This window comes from Streptococcus sp. 20925_1_77 (assembly GCF_041432125.1).
GTDB lineage: Bacteria > Bacillota > Bacilli > Lactobacillales > Streptococcaceae > Streptococcus.
Genome location: NZ_JAPVZB010000002.1, coordinates 228,012 through 243,753 on the forward strand (window position 1 = coordinate 228,012; position 15,742 = coordinate 243,753).

A 15,742-nucleotide genomic window follows, 5' to 3' on the forward strand; every position below is an offset into this window, starting at 1 on the left:
CTCAAGATCATCCTGAGCCTTTCAATCATTCTTACTGTTCTACTGCTTGTGCCGCTGTAATCAAGGTCAATTTGTACACGTCATCTGAATTACATCCACGAGAGAGGTCGTTCACTGGTTTGTTCAACCCTTGCAAGACAGGACCTACCGCTGCAAAGCCACCAAGACGTTCTGCCATCTTGTATCCAATATTACCTGCTTCAATACCAGGGAAGATAAAGACATTGGCTTGACCTGCTACCTTGCTTCCTGGAGCCTTCAAGGCTGCAGTTGCAGGGACAAAGGCTGCGTCAAATTGCAATTCCCCGTCAATTTCAAGGTCTGGACGAAGTTCATGGGCAAGCTTAGTCGCTTCAACAACCTTATCAACACTTTCACCAAAACCAGATCCTTTTGTTGAATAGCTCAACATGGCAATTTTTGGATCAATACCAAACATCTTGGCTGTGATAGCTGAGTTGATGGCAATTTCGGCTAATCCTTCAGCATCTGGATTGATGTTGATGGCACAGTCCCCGAACAAGTAACGTTCAGATCCACGAACCATAAGGAAAGCTCCTGAAGTCCGTTTTACATTTGGACGAGTTTTGATAATTTGAAGAGCCGGACGAACAGTGGCAGCTGTTGAGTGAATCGCACCAGATACCATCCCATCAACAATTCCCATGTGAACCAACATGACACCAAAATAGTTAACGTCGTCTTTCAAGACTTGACGCGCTTCTTCTTCTGTCATTTTGCCCTTACGACGTTCTACTAAGGAAGCTACCATTTCTTCAAAACCTGGATAAGAATGAGGATCGATAACTTCATATCCATCCAAAACCCCTTCGATTTCAAGGTAAATCCGAATTTTATCGGGATTACCAAGCAAGACAGGGGTTACTTCTGTCTCCTTCACAATGCGTTTTGTCGCTTGGAGGATACGAGGTTCTTCACCTTCTGGTAATACAATACGTGCATTCTTACCAACGAGGTTGGCTTTGAGATTTTCGAAAACTTCCATGAGTTTTACTCCTTTTAATAATTAATAACTTGTTTGAAGCTGTGTTAATACAGCTTGGAAATCTGGAGGCAGTGGACTTTCTATGACCAATTCTTCCTCTAGAAATGGATGATAATAGGATAGACGATGACAATGAAGGGCTTGGCGCTCAATGCCGTCTTCTAAACTGCCGCCATAGAGATCATCTCCCAAAAGCGGAAAGCCAATATGGGAAAAATGAACTCGGATCTGATGGGTTCGACCTGTGTGTAACTGAATATCCACTAGGTGAATATCACCAAAAGATTGAACAACCTGGTAGCTTGTATGAGCATACTTGCCACCTTTAGCTACCTTTCGGGTGATAATTGAATCTTCATCACGCGCAATCGGAGCAATAATCTCTCCGACAGGATCAAGCTTCCCAGATCCCTTGACCAAGGCATAATAGCGTTTCTGAATCGTTTTAGACTGCAATTGCTTATCCAAGCGAGCATGGGCATAACCGTGTTTGGCAAAGAGCATAACGCCACTCGTATCCTTATCCAAGCGAGTGACAATATGAACCTGCTGGTTCTCGTAGCCCTGTTTCACATAATAGCCTTTTACAAAATTGGCTAAGGTATTAGAATGAATCGCACTTGGAATAGAAGCAATCCCAAAGGGTTTGTTTAAGACCAAAAAATGATCATCTTCAAACAAAATATCCAAAGGCCGATCCATGGGCTTTAGGGTTTCGAAACCTTCTTCTGCTGGAATATCAATGACCAAGCGATCACCAATATCCAACAAATAAATTGCATTCTCCGGACGTCCATTGACAAGGATCTGGCCACCACGAAACTTAATCTTTGCTAAGAGCCCCTTAGAAACCTCATGCTTTTTCAGGAAGGTCTTGACCTTGACATGCTCATCGACAATGAATTCAAATCTCATTCTCTATCATCTCCGATAAAGGCATCCTTGACCCGATTCCAGAAGCTGGTGTGACTGGAGCTTGCTACAAAATTAATCTTATGGTTGTCAATCTGGTATTCTACCTTTGCAATATTGCGATAAGAATAGGTTGAATTGTCGACAGAGATAATGTGGAAGCCAGGTCTCGTCGGTGTAATCTCGATCTTATCCTTTTTAGGGACAATGACAGAAGAACCCAAGGTACGATAAACGCGGTTGTTGAGACTGGCGATCTCAGCGATCTGTAGCGCCTCAATAGTTGGGTGAAGGACTGCTCCTCCCAAGGATTTGTTGTAAGCTGTGCTTCCTGTCGGAGTCGAAACGGTAATCCCGTCTCCTCTGAAGCGCTCAAAATCCACTCCATTAATCGTGAGATCGGCAACCATGGTCCGGTCGCTTCTCTTAATCGTTGCTTCGTTCAACGCTCTCATGGTACGGGTTTCCCCATTGTCGAAAGTGATCTTGACGTTTAAAATGGGGTAAGAAACCTTGGCACCTGTATCATATTTTAAATTCTCAACCAGCTTATCGATTTCACTGTCTAAGTAATCTGTATAGAATCCTAAGTGTCCGGTATGGACGCCAACAAATCGCACCCGATCCAACTGGTGTTCATACTTGTGAAAGGCCGATAGCAACATCCCATCGCCACCAATTGAAATCACAATATCCGGGTGCTTCTCCGTCAAAATAAAATTATTTTTCCGAAGCTTGTAGCGCAACTGCTGAAAAACCTCTTCACTTTGACGCTTGCGATTGCGAATAATGGATACTTTTTTACCTGTAGTCTTCATCTGTGTCATCACTATTTCCAACGCCATCATTTAACTTACGATGAAGTGGATCAAACAGGGCTTGAGCCTCCTGAATCGCATCCCGAATTGCCCCCATCTCTTCATCCAAGAGATAGGCCAGGTTTGCTGTCGTCTCTAAGCGTTTTTTGATCTCGTCTGGAAAGTCTCCTTTATATTTATAATTAAGCGAGTGTTCAATGGTTGCCCAAAAATTCATGGACAAGGTCCGAATTTGAATCTCTGCTAAGATCGTTTCATTTCCATCAATGGTATCGACCGGGTACTCGACCACAACGTGGTAACTCCGGTAGCCACTTGATTTCTTGTGGCGGATGTAATCTCGCTCTTGGACCACGCGCATATCCTGCCGTTGTCTCAGAACCTCTAGGATCTCTTCGACGTCATCCACAAACTGGACCATGATGCGAAGACCAGCAATATCTTGCATATCCTGAGCCAGATTTTCTTCAGAAATATTTCTTCGGATCATCTTTTCACGGATGCTCTCAATCGGTTTGACCCGTCCTGTGACAAACTCAATTGGAGAATGCTTTTGCTGTTTACGATATTGCTTACGAATCCCACGCAGTTTGATTTTTAATTCCCCAACTGCTTGGATATATGGATCTAAGAAGTTTTCCCAATCAATTGCCATCCTACCACCTTGTAATCTGAACCATTTTTGTATACAATAAACACATCTCTTATTATATCATGAATCGCTTTCGAAAAAAAGCAAAGGACTACAAAATGAACCATTTAGAAATTGAATACAAAACCTTGCTAGACAAGGAGGAATACCAATCCCTCCTTCCACTTTTTGCTGATACAGAATTGGTTGTCCAAACCAATCACTATATCGATACCCCCGACCAGCTCGTGCGTAAGGAAAAAATGGCTTTGCGGGTGCGTACTTTCACAGATCAGGCTGAATTGACTCTCAAGGTTCCTGAAGCAGTTGGCCATTTCGAGTACAATCAAAACCTCAGCCCAGAAGAAACTGACGCGATCCTTCAACACCAACAGTTTCCTGACGGAGAAATCAAAAACCTCTTGATCTCTAAAGAAATCCCCGTTGAGCATCTCGCTGTCTGGGGAAGCCTTACAACAGAACGCTTCGAAAAAGAAACAGCTGCAGGCTTGGTGGCACTAGACCACAGTCTCTATCTAGACACTGAAGATTATGAATTAGAAATCGAGGTCGAAACTGCTGAACAGGAAGAAAATTTCCATCAGTTCATCAAAGAGCATGGAATCGTCTACAAAGCAGCAAAAAATAAAATCGCCAGATTGGCTGAAAGATTGTAAAATAGCTGAAATTATCGCAAATTTTTGCTAAAATAGTGCTAAGATCAAAAATCTAAATGAGGTTGGAATCACATGTCAGATAAAAAAAATATGAAGCTCTTCTCTCTCAATTCAAATCCAGAGATTGCGCAAAAAATCGCGGATCATGCTGGGGTTCCACTTGGGAAAATTTCATCCCGTCAATTCTCAGATGGTGAAATCCAAGTCAATATTGAGGAAAGTGTTCGTGGATATGATATTTATATCATTCAATCAACCAGTTTCCCTGTCAACAATCACTTGATGGAACTCTTAATTATGGTGGATGCTTGCCAACGGGCCAGCGCAAATACTGTCAATGTGGTCATGCCTTACTTCGGTTATGCCCGCCAAGACCGGACTGCTGCTCCTCGCGAACCAATTACTGCTAAGCTTGTCGCAAATATGTTGGTCAAAGCTGGGGTGGATCGTGTCGTCACTCTGGATCTCCATGCAGTGCAAGTCCAAGGTTTCTTCGATATTGCCGTGGATAACCTCTTTACCATTCCTCTTTTTGCAGAACACTACATCAACAAAGGTCTAACTGGTCCTGATGTTGTAGTCGTCAGCCCTAAAAACTCAGGTGTTAAACGGGCTCGTAGTTTAGCTGAATATCTTGATGCACCGATTGCGATCATTGATTACGAGCAAGATGATGCAAACCGTGATTATGGCTATATTATCGGGGATGTCAAAGATAAGAAAGCGATCTTGATTGACGATATCCTCAATACTGGTAAGACATTCTCAGAAGCTGCGAAAATCGTCGAACGCGAAGGTGCTACTGAAATTTATGCTGTATCAAGCCATGGTTTATTTGTAAAAGGAGCTGTTGAATTATTAGACCAAGCTCCGATCAAAGAAATCTTAGTAACCGATTCTGTTGCTCCAAATGGACCAACACCAAAAAATATTAACTATCTGACAGCTAGCGAACTGATCGCTGAAGCTATTGTTCGCATTCAAGAAAGAAAACCTGTTAGTCCTCTATTTGCCTACCATAAGAAATAAGGTCTTAATGTGATATATTTTGATAATGCCGCAACAACTCCCCTTCTACCTGAAGTCATTGATAAAATGTCTGAAACTATGAAGACCACTTTTGGAAATCCATCGAGCCTTCATGCTCATGGACGGATGGCTAGTAAACTTCTCCGAGAATCTCGCGAGCAAATTGCTCAGTCTCTCCATACTCTTCCAAATCGTATTTTCTTCACTTCAGGTGGATCAGAAAGTAATAATACCGTTATAAAAGGCTACTGCTTGAAACACCAAGCAGATGGCAAACACATCATTACGACCGCTTTGGAACACCATGCGGTTCTTGAACCCATCGAATATCTTGTAGAACGTTTCGGATTTGAAGTCACGATCGTCCAACCAAGAGAAGGGCGTATTCAGGCTAGTGATATCAAGGCAGCTCTTAGACCGGATACCATCCTTGTCTCTACCATGTTTGCCAATAACGAGACTGGAGATCTTCTACCGATTAAAGAAATCGGTGAACTCTTAAAAAATCATCCCGCTGCCTTTCATGTTGATGCTGTCCAAGCAATTGGGAAAGTCCCTGTCTATACCGAAGAGTTAGGGATTGATTTTCTCAGTGCTTCTGCCCACAAATTCCATGGTCCTAAGGGAGTCGGTTTCCTTTATGCAGCCGTCCCAGATTTTGATAATCTCATCCATGGTGGTGATCAGGAAAGTAAAATGAGAGCCAGCACGGAAAATCTCATTTCTATTGTCGGGATGGCAACCGCGCTTCAGCAAGCTACACTTCATCAAGAAGAAAATTTCAACCAGGTTCAAAAACTCGGCCAAGAGCTAGTCAATGGTTTAGCAGCCTACGACTACTACGTAAATGCGAATGACGATCATCTTCCATTTGTTTGGAATCTTGGCTTTCCAGGTGTCCAAAATGATGTCTTATTGATGCGACTCGATCTTGCTGGAATTTCTGTCTCTACAGGTTCTGCTTGTACCGCTGGTACAGTGCAACCCAGCCATGTCCTTGAGGCGCTCTATGGAAAAGATAGCTCACGTCTAAAAGAATCCCTTCGAATTAGTTTTTCAGAACTCAATACCGTAGAGGAGGTTCAAGACTTCCTCTCAAAACTAAAAGAAATTTTATCATAGGAGAACAATATGGCTTTTGAAACAAGTGTTTCATTGAAAGACTGCAAATATACCTATAGTCTACACCCAAATGTAAAAAAATATACCTTACGTGACAATACATTTGCTGTTACAAAAGTTGGAAATTACGAGTTAAATCGTTTGCTCGAAGCCGTTCCAAATAGCGGCGAAGGCTTCCTACTTAAAATCATTTTCAATAAAGATTTGACAGGTTTTAAGATCAATATTACAGACAAGTCTGGGCTTCGCCTGGTTAATATCTTTAAAAATCCAGAAAATGATATTATCCAACAAAAATTCTATTTCTTAATGGATAGTCTCGTCGAAAGAGAAATTTTCAACAAAACAGAGGTTTAATATGGTAACCCTAACTTATATCGACGCTTACCAAGTAGAACGAACAACTACTTATCCCAACCTTGCAGCCTGCATCCTAGCTTTTTCAGGCTGTGTAACCTTGCCTGACTCTTACTCAATCGTATCCATTGAATACAAGGGTGAAAAACTCCCCTATACGGGGAGGGTCGATGGGCTCTATGCTTTTTTGAAAAAGGTAGAGCAAGCTGAAAACTAAGCTGATGCTGATGCTGATGGAACTCTCCCATCGCCATCAGCTTTTTCTTTAGACAAAAATATTTTTGAAAAACCATTCTAGATAGTTGATTTTTTCACAATCTTCCTATACAATAAGAGGGAAAGGTTGTGATATTGTGAAACATGATAAAAATACTCCAATTCCACGCGCAACAGCAAAACGCTTATCGCTCTACTACCGCATTTTTAAACGCTTTAACTCTGAAAAAATAGAGCGTGCCAATTCCAAGCAAATTGCGGATGCAATTGGGATTGACTCTGCTACTGTTCGCCGAGATTTTTCTTATTTTGGTGAATTGGGAAGACGTGGATTCGGTTATGACGTAAAAAAACTGATGAACTTCTTTGCAGATCTTTTAAATGACAATGCTATTACTAATGTCGCTATTGTTGGGATCGGAAATATGGGAAGTGCCCTCCTCAACTATCGCTTCCATGAACGCAATAAGATGAAAATTGTCATGGCGTTTGATCTAGACGATCACGAACTGGTCAATACTAAAAGTAAAGACGGAATTCCTATTTACGGTATTTCATCTATTAAAGAGAAACTCAAACAAGAAGGCATTCAAACAGCCATTCTAACTGTTCCAAGTGTTAAGGCTCAAGAAGTTGCTAGCCTCTTGGTAGATGCAGGTGTCAAGGGAATTCTCAGTTTCTCGCCAGTACATCTGACAGTCCCTAAGGATGTCGTCGTCCAATATGTCGATCTTACTAGTGAATTGCAAACACTCCTTTATTTTATGCGTAAAAACGAAGAATAAAGACTTATACTTCAACAACAAAAAGGTTGGAACAAGAAAGTTCCAACCTTTTTTATACCAAATAATCCGTTTCTTCTCGATAACTATAGTAGTTTTCTTCGGATACAATCAAATGATCCAATAGGGTCAACCCCATTACTTCACAGGCCTCTAAGACTCGCTGAGTGACTTCATCATCATTTTTACTGGGGAATACGGCACCAGATGGATGATTGTGAGCCAAGATAATGGAGGTTGCCATGTGCTTCAGTGCATAATGCAGGATTTCACGCGGCTCCGCGATACTTCGATTCACTGTTCCAATAAATATCGTCTGTTGATGTATAATTTCATTTTGGGTATTCAAATAAAGGGCAACTAGGTGCTCCTGCTTTTTATGGCCAATTTCCTGTTGAATTTTATGGGCCAATTTCTGACTACTCATGATTTGTTCGGAACTCATTAATTCATCTTTATGAATCCTTCGTCCAAACTCAATAACAGCCTGAAGTTCGATGGCCTTCACTCGCCCAATGCCAGAGATTTCCTGTAGCTCCTCTAGGGTTAATTGCCCTAACTCCTTTAAACTATTTACCGAGCTCAAAAGACCTTGTGCAATCTCATAAACGCTTCTTTGCTTGTTGCCTGTCCGTAAGAGAATGGATAACAATTCCTGATGACTTAGCTTATCCACCCCTTCAGAAACCAAGCGCTCCCTAGGAAGTAAAGATGGTTCAATAAATGATATGTCGTACATAATTTCCTCCTCACTTATTAATTCGTAATAAATTGAGAAAATAACGACCTTTCATTATTTACAGGCGATTTCTTGCTTCAAATCATCTAACACTAAGGCTTCATCTTTATTAAAGCGGATCTGATAACCTGTTTGAACTTGTTCAAGCTCCTTTAAAAACTGTTGAATTTCACAGCGGATCAAGTACTCCTGACTCTGAGGAATGGCTTCTAAGGTTTGGTAGACTTGCTCTACTTCGTAGATTCCTTTCGTAATTAATCCATTTCGTGGAAAATCATTTATTAAGAGATTATAGAAATGATGCAAGTGATGATAAATTCGCTCTTTTGTCACTATTCTACCTCCTTATCATACTCTTTCTCCTCTATTATATACTGATTTTCCCTCAATATTATGACAAGTTCCTTACATTATATTACCAATCTCTTACAATTTTACAAGAATTTCTCCTATCTTCCTACATAGAAAAAGCCCAGACATATCTGTCTCGGGCTTTATTTTCTTAGAGTTGCATTTGATTATAAGACTTGCTAAATGAATCCAGGATGTCCTTTGGAGCCTTGTCATAGTCAACAGAGGTTTCCAAGTTTCCTTTTACAATCGTTCGGTAAGTCGCTGCAGCATCCTCACAGGTCACCAAGGTGATTTCATTGACACCTTCACGATCTTGAATGACATCTACACGGTCTGGAGTCACTGTCTCAACAGACGAGATGACATAAGTATAGATTTTTTCTTTGTCCGTGATGTAGATCTTCATACCAGCCTTGGCTTTCTCTAATGGTGAGAACAGCATGGCATTTGCTCCAGTAAGGCCAAATACGTGGTGACTAGCAAGAGAATAATTGCCTTGTCCCATGACTTGGTTTTCCTTCATAGTCCCTGCTCCATAGTAAAGGGCTACGTTTTCAAGTCCTTTAAAAATTGGAAGGTTCATGTTCAATTCAGGAATCGAAATCCCCCCAATTACAGGAAGTTTTTGAGCTTGCCATTGGGCATTGATCACGGCTTCCGTCGAGAGTGACTGGACATGTTGGAAATCAAAGCTCGTCTTCACTTCTTTGTTTTTATCAATAGTCTTTTTATCGACCTTGCTAACCTGATATTGGTTGGTATGCCAAACCATGATCATATTGCGGATCGGAGCATTGAAAATTAAGAGAAGCGAGAGAATAATCAAAAGTGTTGCAACGATGTTGATAAGAGTATTACGTAAACTCTTTTTCTTTTTTCTTTTGCGTGACATGCTGTCCCCTTATCTATTCGTTTTCTTCCACTACTTCTTCATCTTTTTCATCAGCTTGTACAGTTGTAAAGGTCACAATTTTCGCATCCTGATCCAGTCTCATGACTTTCACACCCTGAGTCGAACGACCCGTTTGAGAAATGTTAGCCACACCTGTCCGGATCATAACTCCGGTATCGGTAATGATCATCAGATCTTCATCCCCTTTAACGGTTAAAAGACCAGCTAACGGACCATTTTTCTCTGTAATATTGGCTGTTTTGATTCCTTTACCACCACGGCCCTTGGTTGGGTATTCGCCAGCCATTGTCCGCTTACCATACCCTTTTTCAGTAATGACCAATACTTCGTCCTGGTCGGTGATAACACTTGCCCCAACAACCTTGTCTCCATCACGGAGATTCACACCACGTACACCTGTAGCAGAACGTCCCATATTCCGAACTACTGCCTCATTAAAGCGGACTGAATATCCATATTTGGTACCGATAATGACATCAGTATTGCCATCTGTAAGGAAGACATTGATCAATTCATCCTCGTCCCGTAGGTTCAGAGCTTTCAGACCGTTCTGACGGATATTTGAAAATTCTGCTACGTTAGTGCGCTTAACTACACCTTGTCGCGTCGTAAAGAAGAGATAAGCCTCATCACTGCGATCTTGCTCCACATTGATAATGGTTTGAATCGATTCACCTTCGTCCAATTTTAGGAGGTTGACAATTGGCAATCCCTTAGCTGTCCGACCATATTCTGGAATCTCATAGCCTTTTAGACGATAGACACGCCCCTTATTGGTAAAGAAGAGCAAATGATCATGGGTGCTCGTAGAAACCAATTCACGAACAAAGTCATCGTCCTTCACACCGGTTCCTTGGACCCCACGTCCACCACGTTTTTGTGCAGTAAATTCAGCTTGGTCCAAACGTTTGATGTATCCTTTATTAGAAAGGGTAATTAAGACATCTGTTTCTTCAATCAAGTCCTCATCTTCAAGAGAAAGAACTTCCCCTACCATCAACTCAGTTCGACGAGCATCGCCAAACTTGCGTTTGACTTCTTCTAATTCTTCCTTGATGATAGTCGCCACACGCTCTGGTTTAGCCAAAATATCAGCCAAATCAGCAATCAGGGCAACCAAGTCGTCATATTCACTCTGGATCTTGTCTCGTTCCAAACCGGTCAAACGACGAAGACGCATGTCCAAAATGGCTTGACTTTGACGTTCAGAGAGCTTGAACTTCGACATCAACTCAGCTTGTGCTTCAGCGTCTGTCTGGCTATTGCGGATGATTCGGATTACTTCATCAATGTGATCCAAAGCAATAAGCAAGCCTTCTAAAATATGGGCACGAGCTTCAGCTTTTTCTTTATCAAAGATGGTCCGGCGAGTCACCACTTCTGTTTGGTGCTCAATATAAGAACTCAAAATCTGGCGAAGAGAAAGGATCTTTGGAACACCGTTTTGAATCGCCAACATATTGAAGCCAAAGTTGGTTTGCATTTGCGTCATCTTAAAGAGGTTGTTCAAAATGACATTAGCCGAAGCATCCCTACGAACCTCGATCACAAATCGAACCCCTTCACGGTTAGACTCATCACGTACAGCTGTAATCCCTTCGATTCGTTTTTCTTGCACCAAGCGAACGATATGTTCGTGAACCTTGGTTTTGTTGACCATATAAGGGAACTCGGTAACGACAATCCGTTCACGACCACTTTTAGTCACTTCAATCTCTGTACGAGAGCGAAGGACGATCGATCCTTTTCCTGTTTCATAGGCTTTGTGGATACCTGATTTCCCCATAACGAGAGCACCTGTCGGAAAATCTGGACCTGGAAGAACTTCCATAAGTTCACGGGTTGTTACATCAGGATTATCCATCATCAATTTTACCGCGTCAATGGTTTCTCCCAAATTGTGAGGAGGAATATTTGTGGCCATCCCAACAGCAATCCCAGTAGCACCATTGACAAGAAGATTAGGAAAACGTGCAGGTAAGACCAAAGGTTCGCGCTCGCTAGCATCATAGTTATCAGTGAAATCAACTGTATTCTTGTTGATATCCCGCAACATTTCAAGAGCGATCTTACTCATACGGGCTTCGGTATACCGTTGTGCAGCGGCACCATCGCCGTCCATGGAACCAAAGTTTCCATGACCGTCCACTAACATGTAGCGATAACTCCACCATTGCGCCATCCGAACCATGGCTTCATAAATAGAGGAATCACCGTGTGGGTGGTATTTACCCATAACATCCCCTGTGATACGGGCTGACTTCTTATGTGGTTTATCTGGCGAAACACCCAATTCATTCATACCATACAAAATACGACGGTGAACGGGTTTTAAACCATCCCGAACATCAGGTAGGGCACGAGCTACGATAACACTCATCGCATAATCGATAAAACTCGTCTTCATTTCTGATGTTAAATTCACATCAATTAGATTATTATCTTGCATTCAAAAAATGCCTCTCTTTACTTAATTCACCATACTATTATAACACATTTTAGCCTATTTTTCTTCTTAGGAACACAAACGTAAAAACGTTTACATCAAGGATTCATACTGTTTCAGATGACAAAGACTTTCAAAAGTGGTAGAATGAAATCGTATGAGAATCTATCTCAAAAAAATAAGAAGGAGACGTTTAGACTCATGGATTTGACTAAACAACACAAAAAAGTTATCCTTGTCGGTGACGGTGCCGTAGGTTCATCTTATGCATTTGCACTTGTCAACCAAGGAATTGCACAAGAGCTTGGAATTATCGAAATTCCTCAATTGCACGAAAAAGCTGTTGGAGATGCGCTTGACCTTAGCCACGCCCTTGCCTTCACTTCACCTAAGAAGATCTATGCGGCTGAGTACGCTGACTGTGCGGATGCTGACCTTGTTGTAATTACTGCAGGTGCTCCTCAAAAACCAGGTGAAACTCGCCTTGATCTTGTTGGTAAAAACCTTGCCATTAACAAATCAATCGTAACACAAGTTATTGAATCAGGATTTAACGGTATCTTCCTTGTAGCTGCTAACCCAGTTGACGTTTTGACATACTCTACATGGAAATTCTCAGGATTCCCTAAAGAACGCGTTATCGGTTCTGGTACTTCTCTTGACTCAGCTCGTTTCCGTCAAGCACTTGCTGAAAAATTGGACGTTGATGCTCGTTCAGTGCACGCCTACATCATGGGTGAACACGGGGACTCAGAATTCGCTGTATGGTCACACGCTAACATCGCTGGTGTAAACCTTGAAGAATTCCTTAAAGACACTCAAAACGTTCAAGAAACTGAATTGATCGAATTGTTCGAAGGTGTTCGTGATGCTGCTTACACCATCATCAATAAAAAAGGTGCTACATACTACGGTATCGCTGTTGCCCTTGCTCGTATCACTAAAGCAATCCTTGATGACGAAAATGCAGTACTTCCACTTTCTGTATTCCAAGAAGGTCAATATGGTGTTAGCAACGTCTTTATCGGTCAACCTGCCATCGTAGGTGCACACGGTATTGTACGTCCAGTGAACATCCCATTGAACGATGCGGAACAACAAAAAATGAAAGCTTCTGCTGATGAATTGCAAGCAATCATTGATGAAGCATGGAAAAACCCTGAATTCCAAGAAGCTTCTAAAAACTAAGAAAAAAACATCTCCTTATTAAAAAGGGGATGTTTTTTAGCTGCTTTATTTGGATTTGTCAGCAAGGATTTCAAGCAAATAAGGCACAACGAGATTGCTCTCTATGTCTTTCAAAGAAGAAATCCATTTAAAGTCTGTATGCTCTTCTGGATCTAATATAAAATCACGCTCTTCCAAAATCTCGCCAGCATAAACTAGGCGTGTAAAGACAGTATCTTTGCTGGCATCAAATTGACTATCTTCGTGGATAATCTTATTAATCCGAAGCTTTTGATTAACCTCCTCCATAGCCTCACGTAGAGCAGCCTCTCTGGGCAATTCATTCTCTTCTACACTTCCACCTGGAATATCCCAATTAGATGGATAGACATCAGGGAGACCTCGCTTTATTTTCGAGCGTTTGATAAGCAGATACTTCCCGTCTTTCTCAATCAAGGTATGGGCGATTAATTTTACTGTCATTGCATGTTCCTCCAAGAAAGAGCAAAAAAGACTCCGAGGAGCCTCGTTATGAATCATCCACCCTGAGGGAATCGAACCCCCATCTCAAGAACCGGAATCTTACGTGATATCCATTACACTAAGGGTGGCAACTGTTATAGTATATCAAATTCTCGAGAATTTTACAAGTAAAAAAAGCTTACCGAAAGGTAAGCTTTTTGAATATTACAATTCGATATCGCCAAACAAATCAGCCATTGAGAATCCAGTTTGAGTTTCTGGAAGATCAAAGTCACGTTTTTCTTGTTTTGGACGACGTGGGCGAGATTGACGTTTTTCTTGTTTTTCGCCTTCTTCTTGAGCTGGACGTTCTTCAAGAGCTTTGATAGAAAGTGATACACGTTCATCTGCAGCATTTACTTCAAGAACTTTAACAGTTACTTCTTGTCCAACTTTAAGAACATCTTTTGGATTTTCAACACGTTTGTGTGAAATTTGTGAGATGTGTACAAGTCCGTCGATACCTGGCAATACTTCAACGAATGCACCGAAGTCAGTCAAACGTTTAACAGTTCCTTCGATAACATCACCAGCAGCCAATTTTTGTTCTACGCCATCCCAAGGTCCAGGTGTTGTAGCTTTCAATGAAAGTGATACACGACCTTCTTCTTCGTTCAAGTCAAGAACTTTCACTTGGATTTCTTCACCAACAGTTACTACTGATTTAGGTGATACGTTGCGTTCGTGTGACAATTCTGTCAAGTGAACCAATCCATCAACACCACCAAGGTCGATGAAAGCACCGAAGCTTGTGATACGTGCAACTTTACCAGTTACAACATCACCAACGTTCAATTTACCAAATACTTCTGCGCGTGCTGCAGCTGATTCAGCTTCAACAACTTCACGACGTGAAAGGATAAAGCGGTTTTCTTTTGGATCTACTTCTTTGATTTTAGCATCAAATTCTTGACCTACGAAACGTTCAGAGTTACGTACAAAACGAGTATCAAGCATTGAAGCTGGAATAAATCCACGAAGTCCTTCAAATTCTACTGAAAGTCCGCCCTTAACAGCGCGAGTTCCTTTAACAGTAACAACTTCTTCTTCACGTCCAACCAATTTGTCCCATGCTTTGCGAGCTTCCAAACGTTTTTTAGATACAAGGTAAGTTACTGTATCAGTATCTTTACCAACTACTTGACGAAGAACAAGCAATTCAAGTGTTTCACCTGGTTTTACCAAGTCGTTGATGTCAGCATCACGATCGTTTGTCAATTCGCGAAGAGTCAAGACACCTTCGACACCAGTTCCAGAGATTGCAACGTTAGCTTGGTTCGCGTCAACTGTCAATACTTCAGCAGTAACAACGTCACCTGGTTCAACTTGGCTAACACTGTTTAGCAAATCTTCAAATTCATTCATCTAAAAAATCCTCCAACAATCAAGTTTTCTAAAACTTGACATACTTATAATTATTTTTCCTAAGCAAGCACTCGCAATGAGATCAACTACAATCTTTAACGACTCATCCTATAAAGAAATAAAATACCTGGATAGATATTTTATCACTTATCTGATATTACCTAAGAACTGGGGTAGCTGGATTCGAACCAACGCATGAGGGAGTCAAAGTCCCTTGCCTTACCGCTTGGCTATACCCCATGGATGAAATGGAGAGAGAGGGATTCGAACCCCCGAACCCGAAGGAGCGGATTTACAGTCCGCCGCGTTTAGCCTCTTCGCTATCTCTCCATATAAATCAACAGGATCTATTATACCATTGATTTACTATGATTGCAAGCCCTTATTTATTCAAATTATAATTTTCTATTAAAATTTCAACGGCTTTTTCAAGTTTTTTGTAAAGAGAATCCACATTTCCATTTTTGATAATGGCAAATTGACCAGACATGTCTGCAATTTCACCAATCGTTTTCTTTCCAATGGACAAAGTGAATCCATCAAAAGTGTCTTTCCCGACGGTTACTTTACTATCAACGATTTGAATCTCAATTTTCTTATCTTTTTTACTCATTTCAACCCTCTTTTCACTTTTTCTATTTTACAAAAATTCTCTTGATGACGCAAGAGAAAAGGGAGTGGGTCAG

Annotated in this window: 18 protein-coding genes and 3 tRNA genes; 7 read left to right on the forward strand and 14 right to left on the reverse strand. The window is 41.3% G+C overall.

What is annotated here, in order from left to right:
- Nucleotides 1-31: 31 nt before the first annotated feature.
- Genes pta through O3626_RS02425 form a run of 4 tightly spaced genes read right to left on the reverse strand, consistent with a single transcriptional unit; the run spans nucleotide 32 to nucleotide 3,391 of the window.
- Complete coding sequence (gene pta, locus O3626_RS02410; protein ID WP_195189840.1) at nucleotides 32-1,006, reverse strand: phosphate acetyltransferase; 975 nt, start codon at nucleotides 1,004-1,006, stop codon at nucleotides 32-34.
- A gap of 21 nt (nucleotides 1,007-1,027) precedes the next feature.
- A complete protein-coding gene (locus O3626_RS02415; RefSeq protein WP_003007192.1) occupies nucleotides 1,028-1,921 on the reverse strand; it encodes an RluA family pseudouridine synthase in 894 nt (297 codons plus the stop codon).
- Nucleotides 1,918-2,736 carry an NAD kinase gene (locus O3626_RS02420; RefSeq protein WP_282184817.1) on the reverse strand — a complete coding sequence of 273 codons (819 nt, stop codon included), beginning with the start codon at nucleotides 2,734-2,736 and terminating at the stop codon, nucleotides 1,918-1,920. The genes O3626_RS02415 and O3626_RS02420 overlap by 4 nt, the downstream gene beginning before the upstream one ends.
- Nucleotides 2,720-3,391 (reverse strand): GTP pyrophosphokinase family protein, encoded by a 672-nt coding sequence (locus O3626_RS02425; protein ID WP_023918039.1) that lies wholly within the window; start codon nucleotides 3,389-3,391, stop codon nucleotides 2,720-2,722. The genes O3626_RS02420 and O3626_RS02425 overlap by 17 nt, the downstream gene beginning before the upstream one ends.
- 95 nt (nucleotides 3,392-3,486) lie before the next feature.
- On the opposite strand from O3626_RS02425, the gene O3626_RS02430 reads away from it, so the two are divergent.
- The 6 genes from O3626_RS02430 (at nucleotide 3,487) to O3626_RS02455 (ending at nucleotide 7,553) form a co-directional block, all read left to right on the forward strand.
- A complete protein-coding gene (locus tag O3626_RS02430) occupies nucleotides 3,487-4,044 on the forward strand; it encodes a CYTH domain-containing protein (protein WP_371495065.1) in 558 nt (185 codons plus the stop codon).
- A 72-nt stretch (nucleotides 4,045-4,116) separates the two neighbouring features.
- Nucleotides 4,117-5,073: a ribose-phosphate diphosphokinase gene (locus O3626_RS02435; RefSeq protein ID WP_003007186.1), complete on the forward strand. Its 957-nt coding sequence runs from the start codon at nucleotides 4,117-4,119 to the stop codon at nucleotides 5,071-5,073.
- Nucleotides 5,074-5,082: 9 nt separating this feature from the next.
- Nucleotides 5,083-6,195, forward strand: a complete 1,113-nt coding sequence (locus O3626_RS02440; protein WP_371495068.1) for a cysteine desulfurase family protein — start codon at nucleotides 5,083-5,085, stop codon at nucleotides 6,193-6,195.
- 9 nt (nucleotides 6,196-6,204) lie between these two features.
- On the forward strand, nucleotides 6,205-6,552 hold the full coding sequence (locus O3626_RS02445; RefSeq protein ID WP_003015156.1) for a DUF1831 domain-containing protein: 348 nt from the start codon (nucleotides 6,205-6,207) through the stop codon (nucleotides 6,550-6,552).
- Nucleotide 6,553: 1 nt separating this feature from the next.
- Nucleotides 6,554-6,769 (forward strand): DUF4649 family protein, encoded by a 216-nt coding sequence (locus tag O3626_RS02450; protein ID WP_003007180.1) that lies wholly within the window; start codon nucleotides 6,554-6,556, stop codon nucleotides 6,767-6,769.
- A 136-nt stretch (nucleotides 6,770-6,905) separates the two neighbouring features.
- Nucleotides 6,906-7,553 (forward strand): redox-sensing transcriptional repressor Rex, encoded by a 648-nt coding sequence (locus O3626_RS02455; RefSeq protein WP_003015147.1) that lies wholly within the window; start codon nucleotides 6,906-6,908, stop codon nucleotides 7,551-7,553.
- Between the two features lie 52 nt (nucleotides 7,554-7,605).
- Here O3626_RS02455 and radC read toward each other — a convergent pair whose 3' ends face one another.
- From radC to gyrA, 4 genes are all read right to left on the reverse strand, one after another.
- Nucleotides 7,606-8,289 carry a DNA repair protein RadC gene (radC, locus tag O3626_RS02460; protein WP_371495070.1) on the reverse strand — a complete coding sequence of 228 codons (684 nt, stop codon included), beginning with the start codon at nucleotides 8,287-8,289 and terminating at the stop codon, nucleotides 7,606-7,608.
- Nucleotides 8,290-8,343: 54 nt separating this feature from the next.
- Complete coding sequence (locus O3626_RS02465; RefSeq protein WP_301362328.1) at nucleotides 8,344-8,622, reverse strand: porphobilinogen deaminase; 279 nt, start codon at nucleotides 8,620-8,622, stop codon at nucleotides 8,344-8,346.
- Between the two features lie 169 nt (nucleotides 8,623-8,791).
- Nucleotides 8,792-9,535, reverse strand: a complete 744-nt coding sequence (locus O3626_RS02470; protein WP_014713268.1) for a class A sortase — start codon at nucleotides 9,533-9,535, stop codon at nucleotides 8,792-8,794.
- Between the two features lie 13 nt (nucleotides 9,536-9,548).
- Nucleotides 9,549-12,005, reverse strand: a complete 2,457-nt coding sequence (gene gyrA / locus O3626_RS02475; protein WP_371495073.1) for a DNA gyrase subunit A — start codon at nucleotides 12,003-12,005, stop codon at nucleotides 9,549-9,551.
- A 198-nt stretch (nucleotides 12,006-12,203) separates the two neighbouring features.
- Between gyrA and O3626_RS02480 the strand changes: the two genes are divergently transcribed.
- Nucleotides 12,204-13,190, forward strand: a complete 987-nt coding sequence (locus O3626_RS02480; RefSeq protein ID WP_021153137.1) for an L-lactate dehydrogenase — start codon at nucleotides 12,204-12,206, stop codon at nucleotides 13,188-13,190.
- A gap of 45 nt (nucleotides 13,191-13,235) precedes the next feature.
- On the opposite strand, the gene O3626_RS02485 is transcribed toward O3626_RS02480, so the two are convergent.
- The 6 genes from O3626_RS02485 to O3626_RS02510 all read right to left on the reverse strand — a co-directional run bounded on the left by O3626_RS02485 (nucleotide 13,236) and on the right by O3626_RS02510 (nucleotide 15,669).
- Complete coding sequence (locus tag O3626_RS02485; RefSeq protein ID WP_371495075.1) at nucleotides 13,236-13,652, reverse strand: NUDIX hydrolase; 417 nt, start codon at nucleotides 13,650-13,652, stop codon at nucleotides 13,236-13,238.
- Between the two features lie 56 nt (nucleotides 13,653-13,708).
- Nucleotides 13,709-13,780: transfer RNA gene (locus O3626_RS02490), tRNA-Arg, on the reverse strand.
- A 76-nt stretch (nucleotides 13,781-13,856) separates the two neighbouring features.
- A complete protein-coding gene (gene rpsA, locus O3626_RS02495) occupies nucleotides 13,857-15,056 on the reverse strand; it encodes a 30S ribosomal protein S1 (protein WP_371495077.1) in 1,200 nt (399 codons plus the stop codon).
- Between the two features lie 168 nt (nucleotides 15,057-15,224).
- Nucleotides 15,225-15,296: transfer RNA gene (locus O3626_RS02500), tRNA-Gln, on the reverse strand.
- A gap of 9 nt (nucleotides 15,297-15,305) precedes the next feature.
- A tRNA-Tyr gene (locus O3626_RS02505) sits at nucleotides 15,306-15,386 on the reverse strand.
- 52 nt (nucleotides 15,387-15,438) lie between these two features.
- Complete coding sequence (locus tag O3626_RS02510) at nucleotides 15,439-15,669, reverse strand: DUF2969 domain-containing protein (protein WP_049473022.1); 231 nt, start codon at nucleotides 15,667-15,669, stop codon at nucleotides 15,439-15,441.
- Between the last annotated feature and the right edge of the window lie 73 nt (nucleotides 15,670-15,742).